The sequence below is a fragment of the Acinetobacter sp. TAC-1 genome, from assembly GCF_029025845.1.
Lineage (GTDB): Bacteria > Pseudomonadota > Gammaproteobacteria > Pseudomonadales > Moraxellaceae > Acinetobacter > Acinetobacter guillouiae.
Map to the genome: position 1 here is coordinate 1,897,455 of NZ_CP118892.1, position 12,879 is coordinate 1,910,333.

A 12,879-nucleotide genomic window follows, 5' to 3' on the forward strand; every position below is an offset into this window, starting at 1 on the left:
AGAAAGCCAAACTACATCGAATCATCAAAATATTTGATGAAGAAATGCTAATCGTAAATATAGAGGATTAAACATAATAATGCTGTAATAGCGCAAGGATCAGTGCCAAAGTAAATACTGATAAAAGTGTTTGCATGCTGATGCTTGCCGCCATTAATTGATGATCGCCGTTTAATAGTTTGGTTAAGATATATGCGGAAGATGCGGTTGGGATAGAAAAGAAAATCATGATAGCAATCACCGCAGCATGACTGAGCTCAAAAAATTGCAAGCAGATAAAGGCAATAAGCGGGATCAGCAATAATCTGAGTAGGCTAATGAGCAAAGACTTTTTCAGATAAACTTTGAGCGTCGAAAACTGAATTGCTGTTCCTACACATAATAAGCCCAACATCAGACTACTACTTGAAAAAGCATTTAACAGATTTGCAAAGCCAGACCAAATAGGGATGTTTAAAACATTAAATGTAATTCCCAATATACAAGAACTGATCAGTGGGTTTTTGATTAAAGACCAGAAAATATTTTTAATGTTCAGTTGATCTTTATCTGTCAGAGAAAGGATCGAAATAACATTAACCAAGGGAATTGCTATAGCAAGGATATTTACCAAGATACTTTTGATTTCAGCATTATTGAGTGTCGTGGCAATCGAGAGTCCGAGATAGGTATTAAAACGAATCAAGCTTTGAACATATACACCGATTTGGGCAATAGGTGTGCGGTTTAACTTTGCAAACAGATAAACGCCAGCAATGATCATGGCCATAATGAAAAAAATGACCGTAAGAATGCTGTTGAGATGCCCCATATTCATATCGGCATTTGCAAGAGAACTAAACAATAAGGCTGGAAATAAAATATAGTAATTGAGCTTTTCTGCGCCATTCCAGAATTTTTCATCAAGGATACGTGACTGGAACAGATAAAAACCTAAACCAATCAGGGCAATGGATGGGAAAAGAATAGTAATCATTTGTAGCATGCTGAACGCTCTATGCAGAACCTAATTCGACCAAGTCCTACCCACTGATTTTTTCATCTGTAAGCTAAACCCAAGTAAACTTTAATCAAGAATATGACTTATGCCTATTCATGGTAAAATGAGTCTTTACTCATGGATAGAGTGGCGATGACATTTACTCAACTGACTATTTTTGCCATGTTGGCTGAACAAAAAAGCTTTACTGTCGCAGCACAGCGTTTGCAAATTTCTCAATCTGCAATTTCTCATGCAATTAAAGGCTTAGAACAAGATTGGTCAGTCACATTGTTTTATCGCAATCATAATGAAGTTGAGCTAACTGAATCGGGTATACGGCTTTTAGTGCATGTGAAAGAAATTTTGAATATTTCTAATGTGCTAAAACAAGAAATCTCCGATATACAAGGATTTCATTCTGGCACTTTAAGAATTGGATCTTTTGGTGCTTCATCTTCTAATGTATTGATTCCCTTAATTCTAGAAAAATTTAGTTTAAAATATCCAAATATTGAAGTGTTTATTAAAGAAGGAACGGACAAAGATATTGCTCAATGGATTCATGACCGTACTATTGATGTTGGATTTGTGGTTTTACCTGAAGAACGTTTTGATACTTTTCCTGTGATTGAGGATATTTTTGTAGCACTTATTCCCAAATCCTATGCACGATCACAACAAAGTGCAGTTCGATTGGATGAATTGGTAGAACATCCTTTTTTAATGACCTCAGCAGGCAGTCAAAACCATGTGACAGAGATGTTTAGAAAAGCCAATCTGAGTCCAAAAATTAAATGTTACTTTTCTCAAATTTTGACAATTATTAATATGGTGAACAATGGTGCTGGTGTTTCAATTGTCGCAGATATGGCCTTGAATAAAGAGTTGATGACGCTGTTTCCCAATGTTCAAAAATTACCTTTATCACCCAATATCAAGCGGTCTATTAGTCTGGCAGTGAAGAATAAAAAACAGATGAGTCCAATTACACAGGCATTTATTGATATTGCACAAATGGTTTAGCATTTTATCGTGAGCCTTTCGTAAAAGAACAAAAGAAGAGTATAAGCACAGAGAATGAATGATTTGATTTATAAACTCATAGAACGTCCTAAAACAGCATTTATACTATGTGGCTGTGTTGCTAACCTATCCTTATGGGCAATCAGCCATATCAAAAGCTTTAGCATTTTATGGGTACTCGGCTTTTTCGTTTTTACTGCATTTTCTGCATTGGCTTTGTCTGTATATTTGATGGAAATTGTTGAGAAAAAGCCAAGATACAAAATCTACTTTCAACTGTTGTTTTACACACTTTTGATCATTTTATATTTAGCATTGAATACTTATAAATCTGTTTTAGATCAGAAATTTTTTCCACGAAGTGTAGTGATGTTTGTGGTTGTGTTTTTCACAATGTTATTGATGGTGAATTTAAGAGTTGTGGTTGGATATAGTTTCGAAAATATTAAAATGCTATGGAAAAGACTTAAATAATTTTGCTGCTGGTCTCAGTATATCTGATTTGAACGTATTGGTTTATGCAACTAAACAAACAATACTAAACAGGCAATAAAGGAATGTGTTGATGGATTTAGAAACATTACAACGGCAAATCTGCAAAAAATATCAGTCAAAATATATCGAATTTAATCTGTCGGATAGGGTTGCAATTGCATTACAGAGTCTAGGTCAACAACCGATTTATGCAGTTCGAGTTGCGCTTAAAAAACCAGACAATGTTTCTTGGTTTATTCACTGTGGAGAATATTCTTCCGCTGATGATTTTTATCAACCGCTGCATGCCTCGCATTTACAGCAATATTTACCTGAAATTTTACCTTATTTGGCGCTTGAGCACGGTTATCATGTCATTATTGATGAGCATGGCTATGAAGATGTTTGGATGAATCCAACAACCGACTAAATTTAGCGAATCATCGCAATCTGTATAAAATAATGAATTGATAGTGATAAGAATTAAAAAGCATCTTCATCATGACAAAAAAAGCGAACCAAAGTTCGCTTTTTAAAAGTGTAAATCAACTACAGAACTTAGAAGAAGCCCATTGCTTTGGTTGAATAGCTAACCAATAAATTCTTGGTTTGCTGATAATGATCAAGCATCATCTTGTGGTTTTCACGGCCAATGCCTGATTTCTTATAACCACCGAATGCAGCATGTGCAGGGTAGATATGGTAGCAGTTGGTCCATACACGACCAGCTTCAATCGCACGACCCGCACGATAAGAGGTATGCGCAGAACGCGACCATACACCAGCGCCTAAGCCATACATCGTATCATTGGCAATTCGGATTGCATCGTCATAATCTTTAAATGTTGCGACAGAGAGCACTGGTCCAAAAATTTCTTCTTGGAAAATCTTCATACTGTTGTCGCCTTTGAAAATGGTAGGTTCAATATAGAAACCTTGACCGACTTCCTGACGATCGCCACCACCTGTAAGCAATTGAGCACCTTCAGCACGGCCTGTTGCGATACAGCCCAAGATTTTGTCTTGTTGCTCTTGAGATGCTTGAGCACCAATCATGGTGTCTGTATCTAGAGGATGTCCAGTTTTGATGCGTTTTACACGTTCAACTGCCATTTCTAGGAATTTATCTGCAATACTTTCTTGAACCAAGGCACGTGATGGGCAAGTACATACTTCACCTTGGTTTAAAGCGAACATGGCAAAGCCTTCAAGCGCTTTGTCTAAATAATCATCATCTTTATCCATGACATCTTCAAAGAAGATGTTTGGTGATTTACCACCAAGCTCAAGTGTCACAGGAATAATATTTTCAGTTGCGTATTGCATGATCATTTGACCAACAGCAGTGGAACCCGTAAATGCAATTTTAGCAATACGTGGATTGGTTGCCAGTGGGCGACCCACTTCAACGCCGTAACCATTGACAATATTTAAAACGCCTGGCGGTAAAATATCTTGAATGAGTTCAGCAACAACTAAAATACTTGATGGTGTTTGTTCAGCAGGTTTAAGTACAATACAGTTACCCGCTGCAAGTGCTGGTGCAAGTTTCCATGCTGCCATAAGAATAGGGAAGTTCCATGGAATGATCTGACCAACCACACCTAAAGGCTCATGGAAGTGGTAAGCAATGGTATCTTCATCAATTTCTGAGATACCACCTTCTTGTGCACGTAAACAACCTGCAAAATAACGGAAATGGTCAATTGCTAAAGGAATATCGGCTGCCAATGTTTCACGAATTGGCTTACCGTTTTCCCATGTTTCTGCAACCGCTAGTAATTCTAAATTTTCTTCTAAACGATCTGCAATTTTCAGCAGTACATTTGAACGTGTTGTTGGAGATGCTTTGTTCCATGAAGCTTTGGCTTTATGTGCTGCATCTAATGCAAGTTCGATATCTTCCGCAGAAGAACGTGGAATTTTGGTAAAGGCTTTACCATCTACAGGAGAGACATTATCAAAATATTGCCCTTTAACAGGTGCTACCCATTTGCCATCAATAAAGTTTTCATATTGGGCTTTGAACTGTACTTTTGAACCAGGCTGATTTGGATCTACATAACGCATAAGAGTATCCCTTTACTTATATTCATGATCATTCATGATGTGTTTAATATGGCATGTATGGACAATGATTGTTTACATGATGGTTTGAGCATAGAGAGTCAAAGGTAGGGAAAAGGTTGGATGAAATCCAAGACACATTTGCGCTATGCTTTAATCTTTGGCAATATTTTCTTGTTTATTGAAAAATTGCTAAATATTGGAAAAAATTGGTTTTATTCTAACGCTTTGGTATGAGTTGTGTTGACTGAGGTTAAGCTCACTGTGTTAATGTGCTAGAGTAATTTATAAGCAGGTCCGCTGGATAAAAACAACAGAGAAAGGATAGGATATTTTTTAACGAATTACAGAGGAAGTAGCGTATGTTAAGCCAACAAGAGTTATCAAATAAACGGAGTTTAATTGAGCAATTACGCCAAAGCAGTAGTTTGTCTTTAAAACATGCTGATCAACTCGGGCAGAGTATTGCAAGTTCATGGCAACGTTCCAACTCAGCTGCGATTCCCAAAGATCGTGATGCAGCACCCTTGATGAATGTAAAACAAGAAAGAAAAACACTGTTAGAAAAAGCAATCGAACATTGTCGTGATGAATTAACCCATATCGCAGAACAGTCGGCAATGGTTGCTGCAGTAGGGGATATTGGCAGTACCATTATCTGGTCAGCCGCAAGTGGGCAAATGCGCAATGCCGCAGAACGTGTTCATTTTATTGCTGGTGGGCAATGGCGAGAAGATTTGGTGGGAACCAATGCTTTGGCACTGTCATTAAAAACCCAACAATCCAGTTGTGTGTTTTCTAACGAACATTTTATGTCTTCGGTACATGACTGGGTTTGTTATGCCTCTCCCATTATAGATCCATATTCCAAACAAGTTTTAGGGGTGATTGATCTGTCAACCACATGGAATCATCACAATAGTTTGGGATTACTGGCCGCTGAACGCTGTGCCTCAATTATTCAATCGGCATTGCTAGAGTTTCAGCAACAACATTTATTTATCCGGGCTTTTGCTGTGCCACAAGTGTTGTTCAATGGCAAGATCGTGGTACTGACACCACGACAAATTGAAATTTTGACCATTCTTGCGTTGTGCCCACAAGGGATGAATCTGGAAAATTTACATCAAGCGTTGTATGGTGAACGAAAAGTGAGTGTCGGCACATTAAAAGCTGAAATGTCGCAGTTGCGCGATATTTTGGGCGGCATGCTGGGTTCACGGCCTTATCGTTTATTGGCACATGTTGAAGCAGATTTCTTGCAAGCAGAGAATGCTTTAGATGCGGGTTATACCGAATCCGCTTTAAAATTATGCAAAGGTGTATTTTTAGCTAAAACTGAAAGTCCTTTTTTATCTGCATGGCGAGACTGCCTTGAATCACGCCTGAGTGAAGCGATTTTTAAAGCCAATGAAACAGATGCTTTATTAAAACACCTTGCACATTTTCCAGAGGCAATTGATGCCGTTGAACGTCTGATTGAACTTACACCAGTCGGGCATCCTGCTCATCAAATTCTAATGAAATATAAAGATGAACATTGATTTTGCAGGATACTTTTAACTGATCATTCGCTTGTAAAGAAGAATGAATTGGCGCTTTTAAAGCTGTTTTTGGGCTAACCAAGAAAAAAGTTGATGATAAACTTCTTTTCTGACTTCTGGTGCCGATAAGACCAAGTCATGCAGTCCATTTTGAATGGTCATGACATTAACGTCGCCCTGTATTTTACCTGCATCCCTGATGATGTCTTTGACCTCTAAAATAACATCAGTGCTTTGAGCATCTCGGTTAAATTTCTTAGGATAGGTTGTTTTGTGAGAATGCATCACTAAGGTTGGTACATTGATCTGTACGCCTGCATGAATTTCTTTTTGCGCTTCAAAAATTGCATGCACAAAGCTTAAATATACTTTGGGGTAAGTTGGTTTTTTCCACTCTAAGCTGAAATCCCATTCGCCTTGCAAATCTTTATGCAGACTAGTGACATACCATTTATTTAATTCACTTGGAAATTTTAAATTAGGTAAGCGTTTACCCAATGCGCTGAGTTTTGGGAGGGCTAATTTTTTCTTCCAAGCAGGCATATTAAAGTCATAGAAAGGACTATTGCACCATAAGGCTTGAATAAGGGGGTGTTGTGGATAATGTGCTGCATATAATGTTGCGATCAATCCTCCTGTAGAATGTCCTGCCAGTAACACCTCAGTGTGGCCTTCCTGACCAATAATCTTTAATGCTTGTGTGATTTCTTCATCATATTCATTCAAATTTAGAACATAATAATATTTTTGATGTGGTAGGTAAGAACGACCATATTTTCTTAAATCAAGTGCATAAAAATCATAATCATGTTGATTAAATTGTTCAGCCATTTCTGTTTGAAAGAAATAATCGATAAAACCATGGATATATAGCACCGCTTTCTTGGTCGCTTGAACTGCTTGTTTGCGTACCAAAGTCGCAATGACTTTACCATCATAGTCATCTGTTAAGTTTAAGGTTAGTTTTTCATACCCTGTACCAAGGATATCAGGTTGATATTCAGTAGATTGAGTGGTCATAGCATATTCCTGAATTTATTGAAAAATGAAATCCGAAAAATTACAGATAGTCTTTTACCAGCGCATAGGATTCATCATATAGTTTTTGTGCCAACTGTATATCTTTGGCTTTGCCTGATTTAAACGCAGGGGTTTGCAAACTCACATAATCACCATTGCGCTTTTCCCATGATGGATCAAAAGCAATTTTTTTAATTAATTCGGCAGGCTTAGATGGTGGAATAAGACCAAGTTTAATTATTGCATATTGCCATTTGGGTAATTCACGATAAATCTCAGAATCTACGCCACCTGGATGCAATGCATTGCTGGTGACATGACTTCCTTGTAGTTGTTTTGCAAGGATATTACTAAACAGCAGATTGGCTAATTTACTATTGCCATAGCTCAATACACCATTGTATTTTTTCACTTGATCCGCGTTAAAATTCTCAGGTTGGATACGACCTAAAAGATGCATCATTGAAGCCAAATGAATTACACGACCTTGTTGGGCTTTTTGAACCAATGGAAGAAGTTTCAATGTCCAAAGAAAAGGCCCCAGATAATTTACCCCAAACTGTTTTTCAAAACCATCAGCTGTGGCCTCAAGATCAGGTGTCATCATGCCAGCATTGTTGACTAATACATCAATTTTTTCATATTTGGCAATAATTTCATTGGCTGCTTGGTTAATTTGTTCAAGACTATTTAAATCAAGGTGAATCACGTCTACTTGACCTGTACCGAATGACTCTAAGTGTTGCTGTGCTGTTTTTGCTTTTTCTGGATTACGACAAGCAATGATCACATGGTGACCATCCTTAATAAATGTTTCTGCAGTTGCAAGCCCGATTCCAGTGTTTGCACCCGTGATGATGATGGTTTTACTTGTTGTTGTCATTGCTGAAATAATCCGCTGGTGTTTTAAGCATCATAGTCATAGATTGTGACTTTATCAATATATCTGACAATAATGATTGTCATTTTTTAATAAGCGTATAAAAAAAGGAATATTACCTAAGTAATATTCCTGAGTATCAAGCACACTTCATTGGATTTGGCTTAAAACAGTTGTCAGGCTGATGTAGAACCAAAGAGTATCGTTTTACATTGCTGATTCAAAAATTTTAATGACTTGAGCATCAGTTGCTTTACGTGGGTTTGTCAACATACAGGCATCTTTTTGCGCATTTGATGTCATTACTGCATGATCTTCCGCTTTGACACCCAGTTCAGCTAAGCCAGAAGGGATACCAATAGATGATGATAACTCACGGATTGCATCAATCGCAGCAAAAGCAGCCTCAGTAACGGTTAAACCCTCGGTATTGACACCCATTAATTGGGCAATTTTTGCATAACGGTCAGGACAAGCAATTAAGTTAAACTCACACACATGCGGTAATAGAATTGCATTACATACGCCGTGTGGAAGGTTATAGAAGCCACCTAATTGATGAGCCATTGCATGTACATAACCTAAAGATGCATTGTTAAATGCCATACCTGCTAAATATTGTGCATATGCCATCGCATCACGTGCTTCAAGATTTTCGCCATTGGCAACAGCAGGGCTTAACCATTCGCTAATCATTGAAATGGCTTTTTCTGCACATGCATCGGTAATTGGGTTTGCAGCAGTTGAAACATAAGCTTCTACAGCATGAGTTAAAGCATCCATACCCGTTGCAGCAGTTAAAGCAGCAGGTTTTGCAATCATGAGTTTAGGATCATCAATTGCAACAAGCGGGGTACAACGCCAGTCAACAATCGCCATTTTTACATGGGTATCTGTATTGGTGATAATACAGAAACGAGTCATTTCAGAAGCAGTTCCCGCCGTTGTATTGATTGCGACAAGCGGTGTCATTGGGACTTTACTTTGATCAATCCCTTCATAATCACGAATATGACCGCCACCTGCGGTGACTAGGCCAATTCCTTTTGCACAGTCATGAGAAGATCCGCCGCCTAAAGACACAATAAAGTCACAGCCATTATTGTTATATTCATTTACGCCATTGTGTACATTAATATCTGTCGGGTTTGGTTCTGCGCCAGGAAAAACATGACTGTCTACGCCAGCTTCTTTGAGATAGCCAACGATAATGTCTGCAACACCAAATTTGAATAGGCCAGCATCAGTGACGATGAGGGCTTTTTTTGCCCCTAAATTTTGTGCTTTAGCGCCGACTTCTTTGGCACAACCTGGACCAAAAAGTGAGACGCAAGGGATGTAAAAACCGTTTGTTTGATCTGCTATATTTTTAAAAGCCATGGTGCGATTCCTTCTACCATTGTTATTTCATCATTCCAGAAAGGTGATGATCACCTTGAGGTTGAGTATCAGTTTTGAGGGCTGGATTGAATACCTACTAAACACCTACCAAATTTTAATCATGCAAATTTTAAATTAAGTATTTGATATTTATATTTAAAATAAAATGATGAAGTTTTTCTTTATAATTTTAAGCTGAAAATCAGGCTTTAACGTGAGTTTTGATTAAAAACGACAAAAACAGATTTTATTTGGTATTTTTTGCTTTGACAGATCATTTTATTTTTAAAAAGTGAATCGTTGCGTTAAATTTCGGGGATAAATTTTAAAATCCATCAAAATAGACTAAATTATCAATTTATGAGAATGTGTGTTAATAATTAAAAAGTGAAAATTATGTGAAAAATTTAATATTTCTATACTAGGTCAGTATGGGCTTAAATAGACTTTTTAAATATACCTGTACTGTTAATTTATGCTAAATGATAAAAATAACATAATGATATGTATGATTAATAAGTATTATAAAAAATTTAAAAATAAAGATACCAATATTTTTTTCGGATGAGTGTAAATGCTATTGATCAGAATTTTATACATAAATATTGTTTTTTATGTATGTTTTTTAAACAGGTTACCACGGTTCGGTAATCTCATATTTTAAGGATAAAAAATGAAAAAAATATTAACGTTAAAAAATATTGCTATAGCAACTTCATTATTCGCGATTACCAGCACGAGTTTTGCGGGGGAGTATAAACGCTTTTCAGTATCTGCAGGTTGGTTACATGTCATGCCTCAAGGAAAAGCCAATCCCTTTAATATTAATACCAGTGTTAAAAATGGTACCAATGCAACAGTCGGAAGTATCTCTACAACCAGTTTTTTAAACTCAGTTGATCCTAATGCGATGGGAGAAGACTTAGGCGGAGTGCCATTTAATCAGAAAGAGGTGTTAACTGAATTTCTCAATGATGCCTTTATGCAAACCTTATTGACTGATGGTAAGGGGAATATTTTGCCGGAGGTCGCAGGAACCGCAAATATTCATGGCTTGGAAAATTGGCAAGCAAAGGGTACAGGGCTCGAAGTCGATGACGTGGATACGCTGGGCTTGATGCTAAATTATTACATCAACGACAATGTTTCTTTGCAACTCATCGGTGGGATTCCTCCAAAAGTGGATATTAAAGGTAAAGGGGAAATCTTGGCACCGCTCACAGGATTAGCCACTTCGCCAAATGAGTTGGTCAATATCTTATTTCCAGATGGTATTGGTTTAAATCAAGCCATTCCAATCACCAATTTAGGCAATAAGTCTAAAGCAGCATCGGTACGTGCTTGGACACCAGCGCTGGAAGCGCAATATCAATTTGGTCAATCTGGTGTCAATAAATTGCGTCCATATATTGGGGTAGGGGTGATGTACTCTCATTTCACGGATATTAAGTTGAACTCACAGATCAAAAGTGATCTGGTTGCAGCGGGACACATGATTCAAAACGTTTTAGATGGAAAAGCTGGGGCTGCGTTAGATGGCAAACCTTCCAGTGCAAATCCTTATGTAAGAGTTAAAACGACTGATGCCATAGCACCTATTGTAAGTCTGGGCGCTACTTATGATATTAATGAAAACTGGTTTGGTGTGGCTTCTGTTTCTTATGCCAAGCTCAACAATCAGGCAAAGATTGATGTCGTTGATGCCAAGACTGGTAAGCGACTGATTAATTCCACGACAAAAGTCGATATAGATCCATTGATTACTTATGTTGGTGTGGGGTATCGCTTCTAAAATCAACACTATTTTCCCTAAGAATAGTGAAGATTTTAAATGGTTAGCTTCGGCTAACCATTTTTTGTGGTCTAGGTAAAATTTTGTTAGCGATATGTAGATTGACGAGCAATAAAAAAGCATCCATTCAGGATGCTTTTTTGAAGGTATCGTACAAATCAGAGAACTTATTTCTCTACAATTGCAGTTACACCTTGACCACCAGCAGCACAAATCGAAATTAACACACGACCTGAACCTTTTTGGTTAATCAATTTTGCAGCAGTTGCCAAAATACGACCACCTGTTGCTGCAAATGGATGACCAGCAGCTAAAGAAGAACCTTTAACATTGAGTTTGCTACGGTCAATTGAGCCCAATGGTGCATCTAGACCTAAACGTTCTTTACAGAACTTAGGATCTTCCCATGCTTTTAAGGTCGAAAGAACTTGTGATGCAAAAGCTTCATGAATTTCATAGTAGTCGAAGTCTTGAAGTTTAATACCCGCACGAGCCAACATACGTGGAACAGCATAAGCAGGTGCCATCAATAAACCTTCTTTCTTATTGACAAAATCTACAGCAGCAGTTTCAGTGAATGTTAAGTACGCGAGTACTTCATGACCATTTGCTTTCGCCCATTCTTCAGAGGCTAAAAGTACAACTGAAGCGCCGTCTGTAAGAGGAGTAGAGTTACCTGCAGTCATTGTTGCAGTATCACCTTTACCAAATGCAGGTTTAAGCTTAGCCAATTTTTCAACTGAAGAATCAGGACGTAAGTTATTGTCTTTGTCTAGACCCATAAATGGCGTGATCAAATCATCGAAGAAACCTTCTTCATATGCTTTGGCCATTTTTTGATGTGAAGATGCAGCAAGTTCATCTTGAGCTTCGCGAGGAATACCCCATTCTAAAGCAGTAATCGCTTGGTGATCACCCATAGATAAACCTGTACGAGGTTCACCATTTTTTGGCGCATCCATCAAGTCTTTAACATTGATTTTAGCTAAGGCTTTTAAACGATCTTTACCTGTTTTTGCAATGTTTAATTCAAGCAATGCTTTACGTAAGCCGTCACCAAACGCGATTGGTGCATCAGAAGTGGTATCTACACCACCAGCAATACCCACTTCAATTTGACCTAATGCAATTTTGTTTGCAACAAGGAAAGCTGCTTGTAAGCCAGTACCACATGCTTGTTGAATATCATAAGCAGGGGTTTCAGGGGCAAGTTGAGTATTTAAAACACATTCACGTGTCATGTTGAAATCACGGCTATGTTTTAGAACTGCACCAGCAACAACTTCACCTAAACGTTGACCTTGAAGGTTAAAACGTTCAATTAAACCGTTTAAAGACGCAGTAAGCATGTCAATGTTTGACGCTCGGAAATAAGGGCCATTTGAACGTGCAAAAGGAATACGGTTACCGCCAATAATTGCTACGCGACGTACAGTGTTTTGACTCATAATTTTATCCTGCTGACCAGAAGTTTGAGTTTTAGAAGATGAAGCTGTTGTAACTTTTTTTGCCGTCGATGCCGTTGCTTTGCTACGTGAAGCAGTTGCTGGTGCACGAGTCGGTTTTTTAGTCGTGTTGGCTGCATTGGCATTTGTAGAATTTGTGTTGCTACTTTTACTCGTACGAGTACGAGGTTTTGATGTATTTGACACAGTTTCTTGTACAGTGCTTTCAGCGTTTGAATTTTCTTGAGTTGTTTTGCTCATAAGGCTTTTCC

General features: G+C 37.9%; 11 protein-coding genes. 5 read left to right on the forward strand and 6 right to left on the reverse strand.

What is annotated here, in order from left to right; genetic code table 11:
* Nucleotides 1–67 precede the first annotated feature (67 nt).
* Nucleotides 68–985: an AEC family transporter gene (locus PYV58_RS08830; protein ID WP_034615206.1), complete on the reverse strand. Its 918-nt coding sequence runs from the start codon at nucleotides 983–985 to the stop codon at nucleotides 68–70.
* 147 nt (nucleotides 986–1,132) lie between these two features.
* Here PYV58_RS08830 and PYV58_RS08835 point away from each other — a divergent pair, with 147 nt between their 5' ends.
* The 3 genes from PYV58_RS08835 to PYV58_RS08845 all read left to right on the forward strand — a co-directional run bounded on the left by PYV58_RS08835 (nucleotide 1,133) and on the right by PYV58_RS08845 (nucleotide 2,909).
* Nucleotides 1,133–2,005 (forward strand): LysR family transcriptional regulator, encoded by an 873-nt coding sequence (locus PYV58_RS08835; protein WP_004822295.1) that lies wholly within the window; start codon nucleotides 1,133–1,135, stop codon nucleotides 2,003–2,005.
* Between the two features lie 54 nt (nucleotides 2,006–2,059).
* Nucleotides 2,060–2,479: a hypothetical protein gene (locus tag PYV58_RS08840; RefSeq protein ID WP_034615203.1), complete on the forward strand. Its 420-nt coding sequence runs from the start codon at nucleotides 2,060–2,062 to the stop codon at nucleotides 2,477–2,479.
* 91 nt (nucleotides 2,480–2,570) lie between these two features.
* Nucleotides 2,571–2,909 carry a hypothetical protein gene (locus tag PYV58_RS08845; protein ID WP_034615201.1) on the forward strand — a complete coding sequence of 113 codons (339 nt, stop codon included), beginning with the start codon at nucleotides 2,571–2,573 and terminating at the stop codon, nucleotides 2,907–2,909.
* Between the two features lie 128 nt (nucleotides 2,910–3,037).
* Here the strand turns inward: PYV58_RS08845 and PYV58_RS08850 are convergent, their stop codons facing one another.
* On the reverse strand, nucleotides 3,038–4,549 hold the full coding sequence (locus PYV58_RS08850) for an aldehyde dehydrogenase family protein (protein WP_004719517.1): 1,512 nt from the start codon (nucleotides 4,547–4,549) through the stop codon (nucleotides 3,038–3,040).
* Nucleotides 4,550–4,908: 359 nt separating this feature from the next.
* Here PYV58_RS08850 and PYV58_RS08855 point away from each other — a divergent pair, with 359 nt between their 5' ends.
* Entirely contained in the window at nucleotides 4,909–6,090 is a 1,182-nt protein-coding gene (locus PYV58_RS08855) for a hypothetical protein (RefSeq protein WP_004719519.1), read from the forward strand.
* Between the two features lie 57 nt (nucleotides 6,091–6,147).
* Here the strand turns inward: PYV58_RS08855 and PYV58_RS08860 are convergent, their stop codons facing one another.
* The 3 genes from PYV58_RS08860 to PYV58_RS08870 all read right to left on the reverse strand — a co-directional run bounded on the left by PYV58_RS08860 (nucleotide 6,148) and on the right by PYV58_RS08870 (nucleotide 9,370).
* Entirely contained in the window at nucleotides 6,148–7,110 is a 963-nt protein-coding gene (locus PYV58_RS08860) for an alpha/beta hydrolase (RefSeq protein ID WP_034615198.1), read from the reverse strand.
* Between the two features lie 40 nt (nucleotides 7,111–7,150).
* The gene (locus PYV58_RS08865; RefSeq protein ID WP_034615196.1) at nucleotides 7,151–7,993 is read right to left on the reverse strand and encodes an SDR family oxidoreductase; all 843 of its coding nucleotides are present in this window, start codon (nucleotides 7,991–7,993) and stop codon (nucleotides 7,151–7,153) included.
* A gap of 204 nt (nucleotides 7,994–8,197) precedes the next feature.
* Nucleotides 8,198–9,370 carry an iron-containing alcohol dehydrogenase gene (locus PYV58_RS08870; protein WP_004822286.1) on the reverse strand — a complete coding sequence of 391 codons (1,173 nt, stop codon included), beginning with the start codon at nucleotides 9,368–9,370 and terminating at the stop codon, nucleotides 8,198–8,200.
* Between the two features lie 673 nt (nucleotides 9,371–10,043).
* On the opposite strand from PYV58_RS08870, the gene PYV58_RS08875 reads away from it, so the two are divergent.
* A complete protein-coding gene (locus tag PYV58_RS08875) occupies nucleotides 10,044–11,162 on the forward strand; it encodes an OmpW family outer membrane protein (RefSeq protein WP_004822285.1) in 1,119 nt (372 codons plus the stop codon).
* A 167-nt stretch (nucleotides 11,163–11,329) separates the two neighbouring features.
* On the opposite strand, the gene PYV58_RS08880 is transcribed toward PYV58_RS08875, so the two are convergent.
* Nucleotides 11,330–12,868, reverse strand: coding sequence for an acetyl-CoA C-acetyltransferase (locus PYV58_RS08880; RefSeq protein ID WP_034615194.1), 1,539 nt, complete (start codon nucleotides 12,866–12,868; stop codon nucleotides 11,330–11,332).
* Nucleotides 12,869–12,879 lie beyond the last annotated feature (11 nt).